A 22,931-nucleotide genomic window follows, 5' to 3' on the forward strand; every position below is an offset into this window, starting at 1 on the left:
CATGAAGAGGGAAGACCTCCTCCTTACCCTTTCACTCCTGCTTGTCCTTGAGGGCTATTTAGGGGACAACTTAGCCCCAGCTATTCTCGGCTTTGGGATAGCGGTTTACCTGTTCATGGTGAGGCTTGGAGTTGAGTTTTCAATTGCCGGGGAGAGATTATTAAGGGAAAACCGTCTTGAGGAGGGTAAGGAGGGAGAGGTCGAGCTGACTCTGGAGAACAAGGGAAGAGATGTTGTTGTTAGAATTCTTGAACTGGCTGAGGACTTCGAGGTTTTAGGGAATCTCAGCCTTCCTTTGAAGGAAGGTGAAGTTAGGAAGGTTTCTTATGGTCTAAGACCAAAGGGGAAGGGTGAGTTCCTCTTAAGGCCCGTGAAAGTTTTGGCTGAAGATATTAGGGGCTTATATTTTGAGGAATTTGAGCTCGGAAGGGAGGAAAGGATTTACGTTTATCCCTCAGTTGACTCAATAAAGGAGGCCGCGAGGGCTGATTACAACATAAGGCTTGCGGAGCTCTACAAAAAGAGCCAGTTCGTTGGAACTGAGGGACTTGAGATAAAGGACTTGAGGGAATACCAGCACGGAGATGACTTCAAGAGGATTGACTGGAAGGCTAGCATGAGACTTGGGGAGCTTATAATAAGGGAGATGCTCAAGGAGAGCGATGCTGACGTTTACATCTTCGTTGACAACACGAGTGAGATGAGGAAGGGGATAAAAAAGGCCAAGGTTGACTATGCCTCTACTTTGGCTTTGCAGTTGGCTGCAAACTTGATAAAGAGCTACCGCGTTGGCATGGTGATTTATGATGAGGAGAAGGCTGAGTTCATAAAGGCATCAAAGTCAATGGCTCAGCTTGAGACTATGAGGAGAAAGCTTAACCTGAGGTGGAAAAGGGGAGAGATGAGCCTTAAGTTCAGGCTTGAGGTGAAGATGGGGAAGAGGGCTAGAAAGTTTCTCAATACTATTTTGCCTTTAAAGAAGGGGAGGAGGGGAAGCAAGGGAGTGTTTGAGGGGCTTTCTCTGATAAAGCAGCCTTCTTTCTTGATATTCATAAGCGATTTGAGCAACCCCTCTGACCTTTATAGGGCTATAGCCCAGGCAAAGTGGAACCATAAGGTTCTTTTGCTCTCCCCGAATCCGATATTGTTCTATGGTGGGGAATTAGATAGGGAAACATTGAAGAGACTTTATAGGGCCTACCTGGAGAGGGAGAAGCTGCTTAAGAAGTTTAACGCCCTCGTTCCGACCATAGACCTCGGCCCGAGTGACTACATAAGGGAGATTGCGAAGGTGGTGTGAATGATAGGCGTTGTTGCTTCCCTCCTTGCTGGAGTGATTTTGAAGGAGTATGCCCTTTTTGCTTCGCCCCTTGTGTTTTTGTTATCGCTCAAAAACAGGGATTTGGGGTTGGTTGGTTATTTCGTTTATGTTCTGTATTTGGGTTCCAAGGTTTTCGTGGGGGATGTTTACGTTTATGACGAGCTGATGAGAGGGTTGGTGTTCCTGTTGTCTATGGTTTTGCTCTTGGAGGATGTTTTGAAAAGAGAGGTGAAGGTTGAGAAGTCTGAAATCGTTCCAGTGGCTTTAATATTGGCTGGGGTTTTGCTTCCGGAGAGCTTTGTTGCAGGGGCAGTGGTGTATTTTTTGGCTTTAAAGCCCGAGTGGAAGATTAGTGCTCCAGTTTTTGGAGTTATAGTAGTTTTTGCGCTTTTTAAGGGATATATTTCAGGGTTGGGGGTTTCTGGGCAAGTTGTTGTTTTTGGAAGCTTCACGCTTTTCACCATAGCCCTTGCCTTTCTCCTTAGGAGCCTCAAGCGGGTGGAGGTTATGGAAAAGGTTTGAACAAAAAAGCATATATTGGGTAAATGCTAAACTTGAGGTGGTGGGAGCATGGAGTTTGAGAGGATTTTCAAGCCAAAATTTGCGCTTCCTCTGATAACTATCATTGCTCTAATTCTCAGGTTGATTCCCTTGAGGTTCAAATACATGCTTGGTTACGACCCTTATTTTCATCTGGCTTATATCGAGGAAGCCCTAAAAGCAGGAGAGTGGTTCAACTTTTTCACCATCGCAGGCGGTCCCTGGGGGTCTCAGGTTCACAAGTTTCATCCCCTTGGCTTGTGGATGACTCCAGCCTATGTTTATAAGGTTTTGAAGTTCCTTGGAGTTTCCCTCTACAATGCTTTCAGAATAACCCCGGTTATATTTGGTGTCTTGACCATAGCTTTCTTCTACTTAGCTTTGCTGAAGCTCTACGATGAGAGGAGGGCTTTTTTTGCCTCTCTTTTCCTTGCACTAAGCTTTGGACACATATTCAGGTCGATGGCTAACTACTACAGGGGAGACAACTACATGCTCTTCTGGTACAGCGTTGCTTTAGTAGGGGTTGCATATGCTCTCTCCATGGAGAAAAGACTTGGTTACAAGAGATTTGTCTTTTACCTTATTCCAGCCCTTGCGAGCGGTTTTGCTTCGATTTTCTGGCAGGCTTATTATCCGATTTTCATATTCTTGCTTGCAAACGCAGTGTTTTTAGCCGTAGGTGCTTTTCTCTTGGACGAGAAAAAGCTTTTTGATTCTCTTTTGCTGACATTATCAACTCTTCTGGGGGCGGTTATTGCTAACTCTCTGGGAGAAAAGTTTGGCTATGGAATGCTGGGTTATGACCAAATGGGTAAAAGGGTCGCGGAAAAGTTAGCCCTTGAGTTTGGCGCAATAAAAGATGCCTACCTTCTGATTCATGTCAAATACTTAGTTCCCTTGACCCTTGTATTCATAGTGCTTCTTTTTATTGCAGGTAAATTCGTTAAGGACGTTAGATTAAAGGCAGGAATTCTAATTGGGCTTGGATTGCTGGGTGTTTTCGTGCTCTTCTATAGGTTTGAAGCCCTGAAGGAGCTATCAACTGGCTTCGGCATTTTTAAAGAAGCCCCCATAACGGAAACTCGCCCTTCCACCTTTAACGACCTCTGGAATGCCTTTGCACTCTCCATGTTTTTAACTCCCCTCTTTTTCCTGAAGTTCGGGAGAGCCAAAGTTCAGGACTTTATGCTCCTCGGGCTTATCGTGCCGAGCGTTTACATGATCAAGACGTGGACTAGGTTTTTATTCATAGGCTCCATGGGAATTGCCCTGATGGCTGGCTTTGGTCTCTGGGAGCTTCACAGCGTTTTAAAGCCCAAACTTGATGGTAAAAAGGGTCTTGCAGTTGGTTTAACTTTACTCCTCATAGTTCCTTCTGCAAACGTCTTTGTGACTCTGGATAGAGTGTGGAAGGAAAAGCCCTTTATGAACGAGCACTGGGAGAGGGCTTTAACCTGGCTTAGAGAGAACTCAAATGATAACGATATAGTTCTGGCTTGGTGGGACTACGGTCACTGGGTTACCTATTACTCAAGAAGGTCTCCAGTTGCTCAGGGAAGTCCAAACACTAATGTTGCTCTGTACTACTTAGGAAAGCTCGACGAGAACTGGGCTATGGGTCTTGGAGTTGATTACGTGGTTGTTTCTTATTACGACTTCCTCAAGTTCGGTGCTATCGTTGATACCGCGAGAATGCATCCCAAGTATAACATAACGGAGGAATACGGGATAGTCATATTGCCCATGGTTTCCTCCCTTGGGGCGTTTGTCTTTCAGAGGGATAACTACAGGGTGATTGTCAAGCCCGATGACAGGTGGAACATTGTGGTGAACGTTGATGGAAGGGCTTTAGCTCCAAAGGAGGTTTATGTGGAATACAAAGAGAAAATAATAAAGCCGGAGCTTACCTCCCCCAATTCCAATGCTTACCTCTACATAAACCTGAACTACAGGTACGCTATTTTAATGAACGAAGAGACATTCAACACAACTCTTGCTAATCTATTCATAAAGCCGGAGGAGCCCTATGAGCTGGTTTATTCCGATGGGGGTATTGTGAAGATACTTAAACTCAAGCACCCCAATGTGAGAATTGAAAAGGCTAATGGAAAGATAATCTTTCACTTTGAGAACGCAACCGGAACGAGATTAGGAATCGGGGGCTTCCTCGACAACGGAACGATGGTCTTTAGCAAGTGGTATCCCGTTAAAGGGTTAGAGGAATTCGAGCTGCCAAGTGAAGTCAACGGCACGGTGATAAGGTATGCCTATGCGGAGGGCAAAAAGGTCGTCGACAGGGGAATTTTCAGAAGGAGGTGAGAAGGAAGATGAAACAGATTGTTGCAATAAATTTAAATTCCTAGCGTATTGTTATACCTCAAAATCTTTGGATACTAACGAAAAACCTTAAAAGCTCCTTAATAACATTAAAATTGGTAAAAGCCGTGCTCAAGGAGAGTATAAATAAGTTGAAGTCTATGGAACAACGGAGATATTTAAGCTCTGAAGGTGTCTCTAAAAGGTGGATAATATGAAAACCCTCATAGTGATTCCAGCCTACAATGAAGAATTAACGATTGGCTCAGTTGTTGCCCTTGCTAAGAAATATGGGGATGTTCTTGTTGTTGATGATGGTTCTTATGATAGAACTTCTGAGATAGCTCAAAAGGCAGGAGCAGTTGTTATTCGCCATAAGGTTAACATGGGTAAAGGAGCTGCCCTAAAGAGCGGTTTTGAGTATGCTTTGAGTCAAGATTATGATATTGTTATAACCATAGATGCCGATGGTCAGCACAATCCGGATGAGATACCTCTTCTGGTTGATCCCATAATGAAAGGGGAAGCCGACTTGGTTATAGGTTCCCGCTATTTAAATGGGAGCAAAGAGAAAATTCCACTCTACAGGCGCCTTGGTCTATGGGTTCTCAACAAGGGCACAAAGGCTGTCTCTGGGTTGGAAGTTGATTCGCAGAGTGGCTTCAGGGCTATGAACAGAAAAGTCCTTGAGAGTATAGATCTTGAGAGTGAGGACTACTCAGTGGAAACCGACATGGTGGTAAAAGCCAAAGAAAAAGGAATCAGGATCAGGGAAGTGCCAATAAGTGTCCGTTACGACGTTCCAAAAAAGCACAAGAAAAATCCTCTCTCCCACGGGCTCAGTGTTCTGGCTTCCATCGTAAGCCTTATTGGATATAGAAGACCTTTGTTGCTGTTTGGGATCTTAAGCCTGGCTTCGTTTATTGTTGCTGGAGTGCTGGCGTATTTAGCCCTTGAGCCCTATTATCATGGTGGACGAGTATTCTTGACTCAGGCCATTGGTGCGGGCATATTTACGATAATTGGGATTCAACTATTCGTTGCTGGACTGATGCTGAATGTTTTAGCGAGGATAGTGAGGGAGTAAAAGAGGTTGAATTAGTGTGAGAATTGCACCAATTGGTTCCAGAGGGATACCTAGTAAGTATGGATATAAACCAAAAGTATGAGAAAATAAGCTGGGTGAGTGCAATATGGGAATAAGAGTTGCAATGCTTGCTCCAGAATTTCTGCCTGTCTGGGGAGGAGTTGGAACGTATGCAGTGGAACTTGTTAGAAATTTTCCGGAGGATGTTGAAGTTCACGTGATTACTCCTTTCAGGGAGCGGATAGGAGATAAGATGGCATCTTCTGCGGATTATGACTTTGAGAAGATGTTTGGTAATAATGTCCATATACACTTTCTGAGCAAGGCTAGGGATACGTTTATTTATAATGCCAAGTTCCAGTTAGCTATATGGAGATCACTAAAAGATATTGTCAGAAGAGAGGGTATTAATATTGTTCATAGTGCTGGCGGTCTACCTGATTTACTTATTAATCCGAGTGAGTTAGAAGTGCCGATTGTCAACACGATTCATTCTACGCTGAGATGGCAGATTAATGATTTAAGAGAGATTAGCTTCTCAGAAATGGAGTTTTCGGAGAAAATGACCAAAATTCTAGCTCTAGGACTAAAATGGTTAGAAGATATGTATTACAAAAAGAGATTTAACCTTATTACGGTCTCACAATTCGGAAAGAAGAGAATAGTAAAAGAAAATAATATTCCATGTGAATATATAGAAGTTATTCATAATGGAGTGGACGTTGAAAGGTTCACTCCACAAAATAGGAGGAAAGCAAAGGAATTATATGGAGACATTATAGAAAAAGAGGGAGTAAAAGTTCTTTATTTATCAAGATTTGTCGCTAGAAAAGGGTTCAATCTTCTTTTGAGGGCGATTCCGGAAGTTTTAAAAAAAGTTGATGCACACTTCATATTCGCAGGACCGGGTATTAAGCCCAATTTTGAGGTTTTTAGGATTCCAAAGGGGACTTACACATATTTGGGATATGTTTATCCACCAGATTATTTATATTCGATTGCTGACATCTTTGTATTACCGAGCTTTACTGAGAATTTTCCAATGAGTGTTCTCGAAGCTATGGCTTCTGAAGTCTGTGTATTGGCTACAAATGTTGGAGGAATACCAGAAATGGTAAAAAATAAATACAACGGTCTGCTTATACCTACAAAAGATGTCGATGCGTTAATTCGTTCGCTGGTTTATCTCATTGAAAATGATAGAGAAAGGAAGAAGATGGCAAAAAATGCTAGGAGAACGGTAGTGGAGAAGTTTACTTGGAAAAAGTCAGCTGAACTGACCTTGGAATATTACAAGGAAATACTGGAGGAGGGAAAGTGATATGAAGAAGGATTTAAACGTTTTAGTTATAGCCCCTTTTTATGACATTTTTCCATTTGTTGGAGACCTAATAGATGCAACAGCAAAATATGTCAGCAGCATAGATGTTTTGATTCACCATAATTACTTAGCTGAACTTGCTCCGTACATACCTTTTTCCTATTTTAGATGGGTTGAAAAGTTCACAAAGAAGAACATAGCCGGTCTTAGATCGAAGCCCTCTAATGTTAAGGTTCATGTCCTTTCAACCCTCTATCTCATGCCAGATGGTCGAAATCGGGGACTTGGGGACAAGCTTTACAAAAAATTTTCAGAGTATATCAAAAAACAAGGGTTAACTTTTGATATTATCCATGCACATGTTCACTGGCCTCAAGGTTATGTTGCAGTTAAGTTGGGAAAAGAGTTTAACGTTCCGGTGGTAGTCACAGTTCATGCAAATCGGACTAAATTGGAGGAATCTATTGAATGGAACCGTAAGGATATTTTATTCGTCTTTAAGAATGCTGACGCACTAATACGGGTTAACAAAGCCGACATAGAGTTTCTTAAAAACTTGGGGGCAAAAAGAGTTTATGGTATTCCCAACGGATTCAATCCGGCCAAGTTTCCATTTCTGCCGAAGGATTTTGCAAGAAAAGAGTTGGGTTTACCTTTGGATAAAAAAATCATTCTAAACGTGGCAGTCTTAAAGCCTTGGAAGGGCCACAAATATCTCATTGAAGCTGTTGATGTACTCAGGGAAAAAATACCTGACATTTTGTGCTATATTGGCAGTAATGGTCCTTTATATGATTACTTACGAAGGCTTATTGAAAAAAAGGGATTAGAAGAGAATGTCAAACTTCTGGGGTACATCCCTGATGAAAAATTGCCTCTATGGATGAATGCCGCAGATTTGTTTGTTCTGCCAAGTCTCAACGAAGGAAATCCCACAGTAATGTTTGAGGCTCTTGGCGTTGGTTTGCCATTTGTTGGTACTACGGTGGGGGGAGTGCCGGAAGTAATAACCTCTGAAGACTACGGGCTACTCTGCAAGCCTGGAGACCCCCAGGATTTGGCAGAGAAAATCTTAATAGCTCTTGAGAGGAACTGGGACAGAGATAAGATCAGAAAGTATGCCGAGCAATTTACTTGGGAAAATATTGCGAAGCGGGTAGTAAATGTGTATGAGGAAGTATTAGAAGAGACTAGAAAAACTTAGAAATTAGCCACAAAATAATATCCGGGAGAGGGATCAAAATGAAAGATAAAAAAATTGCTATAATCGGTCTTGATGGAGCTAACAAAACAACAGCCAAGCTTGTGGGAGTAGAGGCCCAACTTCATGACTTCATCTCAACGATCCCTCCGTATACTCCTCCCGCTTGGACTTCTATTCTAACCGGAGTAAATCCTGCTAAGCATGGGATAATTGGATGGCAGAAAGTTGATAGGATGTCGTTTAAGAGCAGGCTAGCGACATCGAGAGATGTAAAATATCCTCGCCTTCCTGAGATTCTTAGCTCTGCTAATATGAAGAGTGTAATAATTAATCTTCCCATGACTTATCCTATAACTTGGGCTGATCCAGAAAATACAATTGTCGTTTCAGATTGGATGGCTCCCAAACAAACGATATTCCCAAAAAAACTTGAAGAGCAATATAGGGAATTTCTAATAGATCCACCCCATCAATGGTGGCAAGAATCAGACAGAGATGAATACGCTGATAAGGTGAAAGAGTTCACAGAGACACGTCTTTCTGTCTATTATGATCTTCTCGAAAAGATAGATTGGAACTTATATTTTATCGTTTTTAGTGAGACTGATTGGTTTTCTCACTGGATGCCTCAAATTCTTGAAGGTAAAGACGAACACGTAGTGAAACCAACGTTTAAATTAATCAGAGAATTTATTAACGAGGTTGAATCTATTGCAGATATAGTGTTCATTGTGAGTGACCATGGATTCCAAAAGATTGACAAGGTGTTTTACATAAATGAAGCACTTGCTCAAAACGGTTTCATCAGGTATAGTGGGTTTAAATTCAGGATGGCTAATACTGCTAAAAAGTTAATTAGAAGAAGCAATATTCTAGCTGAAGTATTATACAAGTTAATTCCCAAAAGCAAGATCTCAGTTAATTCGATGTCATATGCTATTTCAGAGGCAGTTGCTATGTTGATAGAATCTGAAACATGGGGGCTATACTTGAAAAACAGAGAAAACATAAAAGAAGTCATTAATGCGCTAACTGACTATCCTGAGATTGTTGATGTTGTGCCTTCCAAGCTTATTCACAAGGGCCCTCTCAGCAGATACCTTCCAGATTTGTTCGTGATTCCCGCTGAGGGTGTAAGTGTATCTGATGAACTCAGTGGAACAATTACCAAACAAGTCGTTAAAGGGGATCATGAAATTAAAGGTATATTCTCGTTTCGGGGAGAGGGTGTGAAAGAAGATATACTGTTTAACAAGACTCCGAGGGTCTATGACATTGTACCCACTGTGCTTCATATATTCGGACTGCCAATTCCAAGCGATACGGATGGTAGGATTTTAAAAGAGATTTTTGAAGAGGATTCGGAATTGTCAAAGAAGCAACCAATTGAATAAATATCACGGAGGGTAATAGATGTCAACAAGGTTTGAGCTGGAGATAATGATCTCAAAAGACTATGGATTGCTCAGGACTCGGTGGGAAAGGATTTTAGTAAGTTTTGGACAAAAAAGGAGATATAAAGAAAAAGAGATATGCAGAGCAGTTCTCCTGGGAAATATAGTGAAGTAAGTGGCGATGATTTATAAGGGAGGTGCTGCAAGGTGAATAAATTAAAAATTTTCAATCTTTTGGCACTGTTATACTTTCTCATATTTATGATTGCTGCTTTTGTTTACTATTTTAGAGGGGATCCATATATAATTCCCGATGCCTATTACTATCTCCTTTCTATACTTTCGGGAGTTGTTTTTACACAAATTCTGATCCTTGAAAAAGAATTGAACAATTACATGAAAATTGTGATCTTTTTTGAGATTCTTTTAATCCCCCTTTCCTTTATCACGACCCAGCAAGCACTTTTCAAAACAGTTTTAAGTCGAGATCCTTGGGTTCACTGGGTTTTTGCTGAAGAGATTATGAGAAGAGGGCATATTCCACCATATAGTGATATTCCCATAAAGTATACAAGAATGCCAAATTTCCATTTGTTACTTTCTAGTGGACTCATTATTCTGGACGTTTCTTATAAGTGGGTCCAAGTTTTTGTTGCTGGTATTTCAACTTTAATATTATTGCTGATTGTCGCTTATATTCACTCACTTAAACTCTTTGGAGATAGAGGGCCAGCCTTTATTGCTGTTCTGTTGGTGGCAATAGCAGACAACGTTTTGGACATGACAGGAAGGACCATAATTCCAAACAGCTTGGGTGTTGCATTGGCGTTTCTGATTGTTTACCTGGTATATTCTTCAAGAATATCCAATAATAAGATCAAATTCATTGCTGTGCTATTGACAGTATCCCTTGTTTTAACTCATACTGTTAGCTATACTTTTTTAATTTGGCAAGTATTTGTGATAACTATGGTATCGCTAATTTTTAGGGAAAGAAATTGGAAAGATTTTTCACTATTCTTGGGGTATCTGGTTGTTTTAGCGTTCTTTGAATGGGCAGTATATTCAGGATTTTATCTAAGAGGACTTCTTGCAATATCTAAACAATTATTCATTTACGGAGTTAGTATAGATAGGTACGAGTCCCACCTCTCAGTGATGTCTTTATCTTTCCGAGATGCGTTACTAGCTCGTCTGGGAATGTTTATATATTTCACACTTGCTGGAACTGGTTTGTTGCTCAAGACTTTTATTCTACTTCTAAAAGAAAAATTTCAGGATAGAATTACATTGAGCAATGTCTTAAGCACAGGAGCGATCGTAGCAGGAACAGTATCCTTTCTATTTCCTGCACTCAGCGATCTTTCGCACAGGTTCTGGTATTATGGAGAAGTTCTCTCTTCGGCTTTTGTGGCTTCTTTACTTTGTCAAATGAAAAATGCTAGGAAATTGAAAACGTTTGTTTTGGTGTCACTAATCTTTTTTATTATTTCTTTGAGCTTTTTAATGTTTAAAGCAAATATTGCAAATGACAATAATCCCTTAGTTCCGTACTATTCTCAAAGAACTGGATGGCAGGATTCTGAGCTTGAGACAGGAAGGTTTTTGATTTCGAAAGAGGGAAAACTTGAGTTTGCATCGGATTGGGATTACTCTGCTAATCTAGCTTATCTAAAAACGAATTTGAAATCTTCTGGGGTTTTGGAGAGCATAAACAGAAAAACTCCGGAGACTTTTGATGAAGTGAAAAATTGTGACTGCATTTTTATCTTTAGGAAAGATATGCTTGGGAATAGGCTTTTTTATCTTGGCGGGAGATGGACTCAAACACCTCATCTGCCTCTACATGAAAAAACTTCTTTTATTATTTGGCAATTGATAACTGAAGGAGAGGGGAGAATATACGACAATGGTAATGTTTTAATGGCTCTAGTGGGGGATAAGTGACAAAAATCTTAATAATAATTCACCCTGTGTCTATTAGAAGTTTATGTTGAGAGGTGATTGAAATGGAGCTTAATTCAAAAATGGGACATAATAGAATTAATCTCTTGGTTGCTCTTGGAAACTTTTATGATCCTGAACGACCTAGCTGGCCGGAAGTTATGGGAATATTTGGCACTAGTTTTCCAAATTTAGGGCATAAGGTGTATTGGATTATGCCATACCACGGAAAACCTTGGGATAAAATAAAAAAAGAAAGTTTTGAAAAAAAAGTTGAAATATATCTTATTCCTCTTATGTTGTCAAGAAACTCAGCGATTTTCTTTGTCTCACTTCTTAGCTATATGTTTAGATTATTTAAAATCTCAGTAGAATTGGTTAAAAATAATGATATAAATTTCATTCTTATTAGAGATAATCCGTGGGCAGGCATTGTTTCGCTTTTTATAAAAAAATTTTTCAATATTCCCATTGCTTTTAATTATTCTTTTCCAATGTATCAAGGGGCTGTTGATGAGTTTAAAATTAATAGATCATTTTTTAATCTTATACGATTGATTTATTGGAAAATATGGGAATTACTAGTTCTTCTTGTTTTGAGATTCTGTGATCTAATTTTGCCTATAAGCAGAGAAATGGCAAATCAGCTGAGAGAGAAGAACCTTTCTCATAAAAAAATGTTCCCTCTCCCATTGGGTGTGGACCCTAGAGTATTTAGAGTGAGTGCAAACCGTGAAGAAGTCAGAAAAAGACTCTCGATAGGATTAGAAGATATTACATTTATTTATGTCGGTTCTATCACGGTGACTAGAGGACTTTCGATATTACTTAACACAGCCGCTAAGCTCAAAAATGAAAGATTCAAGATTCTTTTTGTGGGGGATGGAAACGATGTTTCTAACTTAAAAACTTTGGCCTCAAAATTGGGAATTGAAGAGAAAGTAATTTTTACTGGTAGAGTACCTTATATGGAAGTTCCGAATTACATAAATGCCTCTGATGTAGGCCTATCTATAATAGCTCCTCTAAAATGTTACTATGTAGCCTCACCATGTAAATTGTTTGAATATATGTCCCTAGCAAAGCCAGTGATAGCGAACTCGGAACTTCCTGAACACGAGAGAGTAATTCGGCAGTCTAAAGGAGGATATTTAGTCAGATATGATCCCCAAAGCATTGCTGATGTTATGAGGAAGATTTTGACGATACACGAGAGTGATAGGATTGAATTGACAAAAATGGGTTTGAAAGGGAAAAGATGGGTCTTAAATAACAGGACATTTGAGAAAATGGCAAGAAAATTATCAAGAGTGATGCTGGATATCATAAAGGAATGTGAATATGGCCCTCGTAGAACTTTAAAATAACCAGAATGAAGTCTCTACAATCAGTTTTTGGTAATTGTCATTCAGACTGCGAGAGATTCTAGGATTCTGGTAATTTTCTCGTAACTTAAACCGTGCAAGTATAAGTTTGCTGTCCGAATTTCTTCCATACTGAGGTTTCGTTCCTGCGAAAAGGTTTTAAAACTGAGATTATTCAGTAAATACAGTTTCCTCATCATTTTGCCTTCCTCTTCTTTCTGAAGCAGTATTGGGGAATTTAAACTCTCTGTCTTACAGCTTATCCTGACAGTATCGAAAAAGACTCCGAAAAACTTAAAAGAGCAAGTATTAGTTATTTAGGAATGAATGCTCTTTCAAATTATCTGGGGGATCCTAATGAAGCAACCAAGAATTTTAATTTTACCGAGCTTATTAAACAAACCTAAGTATGGGGGACCGGGTGGAGTAGTTTACTTACTATGGAAGTTGCGTGCTTTTCCTGATGCAGACTATGGTGGTACAAAAAAAAGAATTCTAAGAAGACAAAAAAAAAGGGACATATTGCTTAAACTACAAGCTGTACTTGAGTCTACCTCTATTGGGTTAATTGTAAGTTATATGCTATACATACTAAAGAACTCTATACAGATAAAAAAATATATGCGACAGAAAAATGTGCCATTTGATGTGGTCTTGTCACATACAGTTATTGATACTGTTTCATTATTTTTCCTAAAACGAAAATTCCCTAACCTAAAAATAATCACCGTCTATCATGGTCAAGGACCATTGTTTTTTGAGTTGGAGGGATATGGGGCTATAAAATATTTTAAAGTCTTTAATTTCCTTTTAAGAGCATTTACTCAAAACTTAGAGTTCCTATGCTTTAGGATTTCAGATTACCTTGGGTTTCCTTCTAGAGGGGCGAAAAGAGAATTATTGCGACTCGCTCCATATTTGCGAGAGAATCTCGAAAGAAAAAAAACATTTATCTTGTATAATACTCTAAAGATTACGTTATCGGGAACAAATGAAGAAATTATAGACGATGAAAAGAGATCCAAATTGGCATTTATTACTGTTGCAAATCTTAATTATATGAAAGGGGTTGATAGAGTTCCTGAAGTTCTTGATTTTATAGCCAAATCCATCGGGTATCCTTTTGAATGGATACTTATTGGTAGAGGAAATGAAGATATAAAATCACTAATACTTAGGGAAATTGAAGTGAATGGACTTAAAGATAGAACGAAATTAGTCGAAGAATACATCGATGATAAAACTCTTGCCACATTGTTAAAGAGTTCCAAGTTTTACATTATGTTGCATAGAGTCTCTATTTTTGATTTAGTAACACTCGAAGCAATGTTCTATGGGGCAATACCGATCTTGTCTAATACTGGTGGTAACAAGGATATTATTTTTAATTATAAAAATGGAGTCCTTATAAACTACCAAAACTCATCAGCCACAAATTTACCTGAAGTGGCACTGTGGATTAAAAAACTTTATGATAACCCAAAAGATATAAGAAAAATTAGAATCCTCAACAGAAAGAAAATTAAAGAAAAATTTAGCCCAGAGCAATTTAAACTGAGATACCAAAGAATGATTATGGAGGTTGCTCAGAGATGAAGATTGGAATCTTGGGTGGTGGTTTAGCAGGTTTGTCGCTTGGTTATTTCCTGAATAGGGATGGAAGTAATTTTTTAATCTTGGAGAAAACTGAAGAAACTGGGGGGTTATTGAAATCTGTTGAGGTGGATGGATTTACCTTTGATGTAGGTGGTTCTCACATTATATTTTCTAAGGATAAAAAAATTCTTAATTTTATGGTCTCTCTGCTTGGTACTAATGTACTAAAAAACCGCAGGAATACAAAAATTTTTTATAAAGGTCATTATGTAAAGTATCCGTTTGAAAATGGCTTAGCGGATCTTCCTAAAGAGGATAATTTTGAGTGCTTATATTATTTCGTTCAAAACCTTATAGAAAAGAAGATGGGAAAGTTAAGTTCTCCAAGGAATATGAAGGAGTGGTTTTACTATACTTTTGGAAAAGGTATTGCAGAGAAGTATCTAATTCCCTACAATGAAAAAATATGGAAGTTTCCATTGGAAAATATGAGCACAGCTTGGGTTGAGAGGATTCCACAACCACCAGTGGATGATATAATAAAATCATCTCTTGGAATTCCAACTGAGGGGTATACTCATCAGCTCTACTTTTATTACCCAAAGTTTGGGGGGATTCAAAGTCTAGCGAGGAGTCTTGAGGCTCCGATAACGGATAGAATAGTAACAAACTTTAAAGTCAAGAAAATAAAAAAGGAAGACTCCAAGTGGATAGTTTCTAATGGAAAAAAAGAGTTTGAATTTGACAAATTAATATCTACTCTCCCATTGCAGGAGCTTATACAAGCTTTAAGAGATGTACCCAAAGAAATTCTTGAAGCTGTGGATAACTTGAAGTACAACTCTTTAATAACAGTGGGAATTGGTATTGATAAACCTAGGATAAATGATTTTTCATGGGTCTATATTCCAGATAAGGAAATTCTAACACATAGAGTTAGTTTCCCATCTAATTACTCTCCATATGTTGTTCCTCAAGGGAAGTCATCTGTACTTGCGGAAATTACGTATAGAGAAGGAGACGAAATCAGTAAAATGAAAGACAAGGAAATAATTGAGAGGACAGTGGAAGATTTAGATAAACTCAAGATAATAAACAAAAAAGATGTTATTTTAGCTATGGCTTATAAGTTCAAATATGCCTATGTTATTTATGATACGGATTATATGTATAATTTGGAGACTATTTTTAGGTATTTAACATGGATAGGAATTGATAGTTTGGGTAGATTTGGAAGATGGGACTATATAAATATGGACAGCGTCATTAAATCGGCAATGGAATACGTTGATAGTATGAAATAGTATATGAAATAGTAATAGTATAACAAGATATAATAAAGCCACTTAACTGTCCTGCTATTTCCTTGGAATTTTTCATATATGTCAAACTTTTTACAATTTTCTCATTTTTATGTAGTCAAGACAATTACAAAAATATGGCTAAAATTATATTATCTAATGAATTTTCTGAAAATCCCTGTTATTTTAGGGTTAGTTCCTAATTGTTCTGCAATCATTAACAGCAGATCAAAATCCTCTTTACTAATACCTCTACTAAAGAAGACTAAAATTAAATAGGCCCCTAAAAAGATAAACAGAAAAAGCATCATATCCAATATATTTGACGTAACTAAATTTACTAAACTTGATCTCCTAATACCTAGTAATAATAGGGAATATATAACTAAACATTTTATGTATCCGAAATTAAAAGGATGAATTTTAGTGTCTTTGTAAAGTTTGAATGAATTTAAGAGGTTTGCAATAGAATACGAAATAACGGTAGCTACTGCAGCTCCCTCAATGCCGTAAATGGGAATCAGAATTGCATTTATCATAACATTAAACACTGTAGAAATCAGGTTAGACATTACAAGAAAATTACTCTTTTTAATAGCAATCAAAGTTCCGCCGTTTAATCCTAGGGAAATATGAAACATAAAACCAAGTGAAAGAATCTGAAGTGCTGAACTAGCTTTGATATATTTAGATCCAAATACATATAATATAACATTTTCAGGAAAAAGAAATATAACACTGGAAAGAGGAAGGGTAAGTAAAAAAATCCATTTTGTTAAAATAGAGTAGGTTTTTCTTATCATTGCAATTTCGTTTCGTGCATAAAGAGAAGAAGCGATTGGTATATAAACAAACTCGGCGGAAGTCAGTAATATAGGCAAGAATCTCGCTAAAAGAGTAGCGGCGTTGTAAAGGCCAACACTCTCAGAAGTCTTGTAATATCCGAGCATTAATGTGTCTGCCCAACCCATAAAAAACCATAGAATACCTGTAAGCATTAATGGGATAGAAAAAACTATTAACTCTTTCCCGAGTTTTAAATCAAATGAGAATCTAAGTTCGAAGAGCCTTGTTCTAAAAACTTCTAAACAGAGAAGAATGCACGTGACACCTTGAGCTAGCACATAAGTGAAAAAAAGTAAAGAAAAAGATAGAGCAAACACATAAAGAAACAAAACCAGAACGAGCCAGATTGTGGGATAAATCACGTTCTGGAAATATACTTTTTCCCTGACTCTTCCGAATCCTTGGGTAATGGATATTATCACTCCTATTACAGCTGAAAATGGAAGTGAAATAACAACTATTTCTAAAGCGTAGTCAAGTCTTGCCTCGTTAAAAATCTGGGCAATGAATTCAGAGCTTAAAATCAGGAGTACCATAATTGCTAGACTGTTTAACGTAACAATTATCAGAGCAGTTGGGATTAGCTTCTCAAGTCTTGAGGGTTCTTTCTCTTTATAGAAGGCGACTTCCCTAGGCAGGGCATTGGGAAAGCCGAGGGTGGCTACTACAAGAGCAATGCTCAAAATCGTTAAGGCTAGGTTAAACACTCCGTATTCTCCAGTTGAGAAATACCTTGCTATTATTGCTCGGCTCAAGAATCCAAGAAACATTGAAATAACAGTTCCGGCAAAGACGATTCCTGTCCCCCTTGCAATCCTCTGCAAAGCTTGGTTTACTTCACTCATAGATTTCACCCTTGTCACTTGAGGTCTATTCCCATCAAGATGGGATTCCTCTTTAAGTACATTTTTCACAATTTAATCTTTTACCAAATTTCATTTCCCCACCAGTATTAAACTTCCAATAATCAAAATTACCACGTTTATGAATCTTTTCAGCTTTTCTTTATCGATTCTCGAGTTGATGTGGGCTCCTAGATAAACCCCGGGAATACTCCCGAGGATCAAAAACAATGCTAGATTATAATCCACACTCCCAATGGAAGCATAGTTAAGAAAGCTTAGAGAAGACAAAGCTAAGCCGTAAACTATCGTGACCCCAACGACTTCCCTTGGATTAACCCTTGCAACGTTCATCAAAGCAAAGCTCACCAGGACTCCCGCACCGACGGAGGTGAACTGCACTGCTAAACCAACAACAAAGCCGAGAAGATACACATAAGCCCATCTAGGTTTTATGGGGACTTTAAGCTCTCCTTTGAAAAGGCTAAGCAAAGAGCTCAAAACCAGTATTGACCCCAAAAGAAGTGTGAGATTGTTGTTAAGGGTCTCCCTATCGACGAACCTCAAAATAACTCCACCAAGCACTATGGCTGGAATACTTCCGATGAAAAGTCTCCCTGCAATATCATATCTTATATTGCCCTTCTGATGGTGGAACAACACACCAAAGACCTTGGTAACGCCGGCATAAAGCAAATCTGTGCCAACGGCTATTATCGGCTCTACTCCAAGGAAAATTAGGGAAGGAGTCATCAAAGCCCCTCCACCTACTCCCGTGAGCCCGACGAGAAACCCAACTAGCAGTCCCAGAAAAGTGAAAGGCATAGGATCCATAAACCCACCTCAGGAGAGATATCCCAATTCTCTTGCCTTTTGAATCACCAGCTCGGCTTCTTCCTCCGGTGTCATCTTTGATGAGTCAACCCTAACTTCTGGATTCTCGGGCTCCTCATAAACACCATCGTAGCCCGTTAGCCCCTTTATTTCACCGCGCATGGCTTTTGCATACAGCCCCTTTGGATCCCTTTGGATCCTCACTTCAAGTGGGGCGTAGACGTAGACCTCAATGAAGTCCCCTATCTCCTTCCTGGCGTACTCCCTGACTGCCTTATACGGCGAAATCAGTGAAACTATGGCTATCACACCGTTCCTTGAGAGGAGCTTGGCCATGTGAATGACTATCCTGTTGTGCATCTCCCTCGCTTCCTTGGAAAAGCCCAGCTCGGGATAAAGGGTCCTCCTTATGACATCGCCATCGAGGATTTCAACTCTGTAGCCCATTGACACGAGCTTCTTCTTCAAAGCATCGGCTAAAACGGTTTTTCCAGCCCCGCTTGGGCCCGTGAGCCATATTGTAAAGCCCTTATTCGTCATGGCAACCACCTCAAACTATGCTCCTTCCCCTAAGCGGCTTTTCCATTCCAAAGAGCTTGAGCACCGTCGGTGCAAAGTCGTAAATTGTGAGCTGGGTTCTCTTCGCTTCCCTCATTCCCGGGAGATAGAGCGAGAAAACACCGTATTCTGCATGAACAGCATCGTCTGGCCCAAGGTCGTTCTCCAGAAGGTATGGACTATCGTAACCTAATGTACCAGCTGCCCTCCAGTTCAAGTCGTCAAGGTAAACCATCATGTCTGGCTTGTCTCCTCTAGCCACAGGATAAATTTCCTCGGGGTAGAAGACCTTCGTATCCCACTTCTCCCCATTGGGGCCCCTTATTGATTTTATCTTCTCTGCTATCTCATCCCTGACTTTTTCATATTCTGAGGGCTCAATTATACCATGGGGCTCCCTTCCCTTAACGTTGAGGAAAACTCTGGAGTAATAGCCTCCCCACGCCCAGGCTATCGTTCTGCTCCAGTCAACGTCAAGCTCGTTGAATCTCACCTGCCTTCCTTCCTTCAAAATCTCTGGGTTCCTGATCTTTAGCAACCCTTCTTCAATCAGCCACTGGTTTATGGCAAAAGCTCCTTTCATGGCCTTTATGCCGTGGTCGGAAACAATTATCACAGCAGTCTCATCGAGATCAAGGAGCTCCAGAGTTTTGCCTATCTCCTCATCGAGAAGCTTGTAATAATCGGGAATGACGTTCTCGTAGGGATTTCCTTTGCCCGGATAGAGGTGGTGGTTCTCGTCGAAGTACTTCCAGAAAGCGTGGTGGACTCTATCAAGCCCTATCTCCACGAACTGGAAGTAGTCCCACTCCTTCTCCTGAATAAGGTAGCGAATGACCTCAAACCTCTTTTTCGTCATCTCCCACAACTGCTCCTTTGTCTCATCCCTGTTCTCCTTTCTAAAGACAACGTCGAAAATGTACTCACCAACTAAACGTTCAATTTCTCCCTTGAGCTCTTTTGGGTAGGTGTAGTCAACGCTTGTGTCTGGAGTTATGAAGCAGCTAACAAGGTAACCGTTAACCTTTTTGGGCGGATAGCTCGGAGGAACTCCAACGAGAATTGACTTCTTGCCCTTCTCCGCTATGTAGTTCCATACGGCTTTCTCTTTTATCATCAGGGAGTGTGCAATCCATATATCGTTGTAGGTTCCGCTCTTTCTGTGCCTGAAACCATAGAGACCAAGCTCACCCGGCGTTTTACCTGTAGCCATTACCATCCATGCCGGAATAGTAATGGCTGGAATCGTGCTCTGCATAGGGCCGTAAATTGACCTCTCCACAAGTCTCTTTATGTTTGGTAGATCGTCCAAAAACCTGTCAAACAGGAGCTCAGGCGGAGCTGAGTCAAGACCAATTACAAACACCTTCTTGACTTCTTCCATTTCAATCACCTCAAATAAGCGTTAATTGCCTCCAAAGCTTCCTCAATTTTACCCCTTTCACAGATGCATCCTAGAACCTCTCTCTTGCCTCCCGCATTGAATCCTCTTTCTTTTAACCGGGAAATTATCTCCCCCATGTTGATTTCCTTAGCTTTCTTGGAGGAGACCCTGAAGTAAATCTGGGCTTTTCCGTGGAAGTTTTTATTAACAACTAGAGCCCCTTCATAGCCAAGCTCCCAAACAGCTTTCCTAGCAACTTTGGATATTATGTTGAACGGGCTCTCAAAGTCTATGAGGGCAATTTCTTCCCTCATTTCCACATTTGAGAGAGCATCCTCGATGGCTTTCCTTATATCCTCGGCTTTTCTGATCCACGGCTCATATTCTAGAAGTTCCCTTACGGGGTTTTCAAGGAGAACTTTAACTGCTTTTTCCACCCCTCCCCTATCCATTGCAATGTAGTTTGAGTCTATGAGTTCCACTATCCTCAGCGCTTCTTCCTTTGTTAGGCCCTCTTCTTTCAAAAGCTCCCAAACTTTGGGAATTTCAAAAGCCCTCTCTCCTATGTCTCCAATGACACCCAAAGCACTCCAGGCGTTCCAGATGTTGAAATGCTCCGAAACAACAAAAGATGCTGAAGGAGCATCTTTTCCCTCAAAAATCGGGTTTATCTGCTTCACCTTGGGGTTTTTTATCCTTGGCTGAATGTGATGATCTATGAAGAAAACCTCTTTCTCAATTCTCTCAACCTCGTGGGAGAGATTTAGATCCAGAACGTAAACCTTCTCAGCTTCTTCAATTTCCTTCTTAACCCTCTCATCAAAGCGGAACTCCCCGATTGGAGGACTAACGTTCCTGAAATCATTTAACCCAAGAGCTTTAACAAGCAGGGCAGACGAAGTTATCCCGTCGGTGTCCCAGTGATGGATTATCAGATGCACCTTTAACCACCGCTCTTATTTAACACCGCTTCTACCTGATTAAATGCATTAACAGACATAGAGGTGTTAATGATCATCTCCGCTCCTCCACAAACTCTTGTAGAGCGTCCTTCTCGACTTTTCTACTAAAGCTCTCTATTACATCGGCTATTCCTATCTTGACTATTACCCTTCCGTGGGTGCCCTCCTTAAGTTTCACTTTTTTGAGAGGTTTAAACACTCCCTTTTCATAAACCACTTCGATTTCTTCCATAACTCCTCACTACTAAAAAATTGTAAAACAAGAAATATAACATTTTGCTCACCCCACAAACGGGTTCTCGAAGCTCCTGATGACCTCAAAGACCTCTGGTCTCATCATGTATTCTGGTGGTTGCTCTCCAGCCATTATCATCTTCCTGAGCTTCGTTCCGCTTATCTTCACGTGGAACTCCCCATCATGCGGGCATATCTTTGCGTTGACCATTCCTCCGCACTTTTTGCAATAGAAGGACTCCCTTATGAACATCGGGGTTATGCCCAAGTCTGGAAACTCATCGAAGAGCTCCCATGCTTCATACGGCCCATAATAGTCGCCAACACCCGCATGATCTCTTCCGACTATGAAGTGAGTCGCTCCAAAGTTCTTCCTCATAATAGCGTGGTGGATAGCTTCCCTTGGTCCTGCATAGCGCATCTCATACCTTACCGTGGCTAAAGTGGCTGCATCCTTTGGATAATAGTGCTTAAAGAGCACTTCGTAAGCTCTAATTATAACTTCATCCTTGTAGTCCCCCTTCTTCTTCCTCCCGAGGACAGGATTTATAAAGAGTCCATCAACGAAAGTTAAAGCGGCTTTCTGAACATATTCATGTCCGAGATGGGGAACGTTCCTCGTCTGGAATGCAACTACTGTCTTCCATCCTCTCTCCTTGAAGAGAACCCTCGTCTCAACAGGTCTTAGGGTGTATTTGGCAAACGGGTTTGGAAGCTCATTCAAAAGCTCGATCTCGCCGCCAATTAGGTAATTTCCCATCGAATAAACCCTTGCAACTCCCGGATGAGTGAGATCTGTAGTTTTGAAAACTTTTTGGGCGAATTCTTTCTTATCATAGGTATAGATTTCCTCAACATGCATTCTCGCTATGGGCAAATTTTCATAGTAGAGAAGAATGGCATCTCCTTCTTCAAAGCTTGGCTCATTAACATCCAGAACTATGGGAATTGTCCAGGGAGTATCATCACTCAGCCTCATATGGTCTAAAACGCTTTCAAAATCATCTCTCGTCAGAAAGCCCTTGAGTGGGGAATAAACTCCATGAGCAATGTTTTCTAAGTCGATAGCCCTTCCGTGGTCGATTTTGGCACTCGGATACTCGTGCTGCTCGCTGAGAATCCTCTCCCTCGTTTTCGGGGCGGCTATTCTTCTAACCAGCTTCCCTCCGTGTGGCTTGGAAACCATTGCTATCACCTAAAAATGAAATCAGTCGAGGTAACCCAAAGCCCTGAGCCTCTCCTTGACTTTCTCCTCTTCTTCCTCGCTGAAGACCTCCTCCTTCTCCTCTTCCTCAAGGCTTGCGAGGACTTCTCTCAGGACATATGTAACGTAGTCAGAAACTGAGGTAAAGCCGGTGCCCTCAATTCTCTTCTTTATCTTGTCATAGAGGGGCTTTGGTATTGAAACAGTTGTGTATTTCCTCTCCTCATCCATCACAAACACCTCCAAATTTAATGATATTTAATTGCATTTAATTAAATCTCATTAAGGCTTATAAATGTTTCTCAATGTCGAGGGGTTATATTATGCATTCTTTTATACTGGATTATCTGCTGTTGCAGTATTTTTCAAGATAACATACTTGGATCAATGTCCAATTCCCAAATAAAGTCACTAAATTGTCCAACTTGCTTGTGATTTACGTTTTTCTCCTGAAAAGTCTCCCCGCTCAGATCAGGAGCGAGCAGTAAGCAAACCTAGACATGTTTAGCCTGTGATCTTATTTTTTGTAAAATAATTTTGGATATAACCTCAAACTAAAATTTGATCTAAATAAAATTTATCAAACAACAATCTTTATATACTTCAAGAACAACTATATATTGAGGGGTACTGTGTGAGAAGGGACCGAAGCGAAAGCTTCACCCTGATCCAGAGT

General features: G+C 40.1%; 20 protein-coding genes. 12 read left to right on the forward strand and 8 right to left on the reverse strand.

Annotated elements, in window-relative coordinates:
* The first annotated feature begins 1 nt into the window (after position 1).
* The 12 genes from NF859_RS10475 to NF859_RS10530 all read left to right on the forward strand — a co-directional run bounded on the left by NF859_RS10475 (position 2) and on the right by NF859_RS10530 (position 15,394).
* Positions 2-1,300, forward strand: coding sequence for a DUF58 domain-containing protein (locus NF859_RS10475; RefSeq protein WP_252744185.1), 1,299 nt, complete (start codon positions 2-4; stop codon positions 1,298-1,300).
* Positions 1,301-1,843 carry a hypothetical protein gene (locus NF859_RS10480; RefSeq protein WP_252744186.1) on the forward strand — a complete coding sequence of 181 codons (543 nt, stop codon included), beginning with the start codon at positions 1,301-1,303 and terminating at the stop codon, positions 1,841-1,843.
* Positions 1,844-1,891: 48 nt separating this feature from the next.
* On the forward strand, positions 1,892-4,183 hold the full coding sequence (locus tag NF859_RS10485; protein ID WP_252744187.1) for an STT3 domain-containing protein: 2,292 nt from the start codon (positions 1,892-1,894) through the stop codon (positions 4,181-4,183).
* A 211-nt stretch (positions 4,184-4,394) separates the two neighbouring features.
* On the forward strand, positions 4,395-5,267 hold the full coding sequence (locus tag NF859_RS10490) for a glycosyltransferase family 2 protein (RefSeq protein WP_252744188.1): 873 nt from the start codon (positions 4,395-4,397) through the stop codon (positions 5,265-5,267).
* Between the two features lie 106 nt (positions 5,268-5,373).
* The gene (locus tag NF859_RS10495; protein ID WP_252744189.1) at positions 5,374-6,588 is read left to right on the forward strand and encodes a glycosyltransferase family 4 protein; all 1,215 of its coding nucleotides are present in this window, start codon (positions 5,374-5,376) and stop codon (positions 6,586-6,588) included.
* A 1-nt stretch (position 6,589) separates the two neighbouring features.
* Positions 6,590-7,792 (forward strand): glycosyltransferase, encoded by a 1,203-nt coding sequence (locus NF859_RS10500; protein ID WP_252744190.1) that lies wholly within the window; start codon positions 6,590-6,592, stop codon positions 7,790-7,792.
* A 38-nt stretch (positions 7,793-7,830) separates the two neighbouring features.
* A complete protein-coding gene (locus NF859_RS10505; RefSeq protein ID WP_252744191.1) occupies positions 7,831-9,186 on the forward strand; it encodes an alkaline phosphatase family protein in 1,356 nt (451 codons plus the stop codon).
* A gap of 19 nt (positions 9,187-9,205) precedes the next feature.
* Entirely contained in the window at positions 9,206-9,361 is a 156-nt protein-coding gene (locus NF859_RS10510; RefSeq protein ID WP_252744192.1) for a hypothetical protein, read from the forward strand.
* 32 nt (positions 9,362-9,393) lie between these two features.
* The gene (locus NF859_RS10515) at positions 9,394-11,133 is read left to right on the forward strand and encodes a hypothetical protein (protein ID WP_252744193.1); all 1,740 of its coding nucleotides are present in this window, start codon (positions 9,394-9,396) and stop codon (positions 11,131-11,133) included.
* A 62-nt stretch (positions 11,134-11,195) separates the two neighbouring features.
* Positions 11,196-12,497, forward strand: coding sequence for a glycosyltransferase family 4 protein (locus NF859_RS10520; protein ID WP_252744194.1), 1,302 nt, complete (start codon positions 11,196-11,198; stop codon positions 12,495-12,497).
* Positions 12,498-12,851: 354 nt separating this feature from the next.
* Positions 12,852-14,090 (forward strand): glycosyltransferase family 4 protein, encoded by a 1,239-nt coding sequence (locus tag NF859_RS10525; RefSeq protein ID WP_252744195.1) that lies wholly within the window; start codon positions 12,852-12,854, stop codon positions 14,088-14,090.
* Positions 14,087-15,394, forward strand: coding sequence for a protoporphyrinogen/coproporphyrinogen oxidase (locus NF859_RS10530; protein WP_252744196.1), 1,308 nt, complete (start codon positions 14,087-14,089; stop codon positions 15,392-15,394). The genes NF859_RS10525 and NF859_RS10530 overlap by 4 nt, the downstream gene beginning before the upstream one ends.
* Before the next feature lie 149 nt (positions 15,395-15,543).
* Here NF859_RS10530 and NF859_RS10535 read toward each other — a convergent pair whose 3' ends face one another.
* The 8 genes from NF859_RS10535 to NF859_RS10570 all read right to left on the reverse strand — a co-directional run bounded on the left by NF859_RS10535 (position 15,544) and on the right by NF859_RS10570 (position 22,486).
* Complete coding sequence (locus NF859_RS10535) at positions 15,544-17,082, reverse strand: flippase (RefSeq protein WP_252744197.1); 1,539 nt, start codon at positions 17,080-17,082, stop codon at positions 15,544-15,546.
* Positions 17,083-17,172: 90 nt separating this feature from the next.
* Positions 17,173-17,913, reverse strand: coding sequence for a sulfite exporter TauE/SafE family protein (locus NF859_RS10540; RefSeq protein WP_252744198.1), 741 nt, complete (start codon positions 17,911-17,913; stop codon positions 17,173-17,175).
* A gap of 9 nt (positions 17,914-17,922) precedes the next feature.
* Positions 17,923-18,453 (reverse strand): adenylyl-sulfate kinase, encoded by a 531-nt coding sequence (gene cysC / locus NF859_RS10545; protein ID WP_252744199.1) that lies wholly within the window; start codon positions 18,451-18,453, stop codon positions 17,923-17,925.
* Positions 18,454-18,463: 10 nt separating this feature from the next.
* Complete coding sequence (locus NF859_RS10550; protein WP_252744200.1) at positions 18,464-19,855, reverse strand: alkaline phosphatase family protein; 1,392 nt, start codon at positions 19,853-19,855, stop codon at positions 18,464-18,466.
* A 5-nt stretch (positions 19,856-19,860) separates the two neighbouring features.
* Positions 19,861-20,796 carry a DHH family phosphoesterase gene (locus NF859_RS10555; RefSeq protein ID WP_252744201.1) on the reverse strand — a complete coding sequence of 312 codons (936 nt, stop codon included), beginning with the start codon at positions 20,794-20,796 and terminating at the stop codon, positions 19,861-19,863.
* Positions 20,797-20,869: 73 nt separating this feature from the next.
* Positions 20,870-21,049, reverse strand: coding sequence for an antitoxin family protein (locus NF859_RS10560; RefSeq protein ID WP_252744202.1), 180 nt, complete (start codon positions 21,047-21,049; stop codon positions 20,870-20,872).
* A gap of 48 nt (positions 21,050-21,097) precedes the next feature.
* On the reverse strand, positions 21,098-22,237 hold the full coding sequence (sat, locus tag NF859_RS10565) for a sulfate adenylyltransferase (protein WP_252744203.1): 1,140 nt from the start codon (positions 22,235-22,237) through the stop codon (positions 21,098-21,100).
* 21 nt (positions 22,238-22,258) lie between these two features.
* Positions 22,259-22,486, reverse strand: coding sequence for a ribbon-helix-helix domain-containing protein (locus tag NF859_RS10570; RefSeq protein WP_042698106.1), 228 nt, complete (start codon positions 22,484-22,486; stop codon positions 22,259-22,261).
* Between the last annotated feature and the right edge of the window lie 445 nt (positions 22,487-22,931).

Source organism: Thermococcus alcaliphilus, from assembly GCF_024054535.1.
GTDB lineage: Archaea > Methanobacteriota_B > Thermococci > Thermococcales > Thermococcaceae > Thermococcus_A > Thermococcus_A alcaliphilus.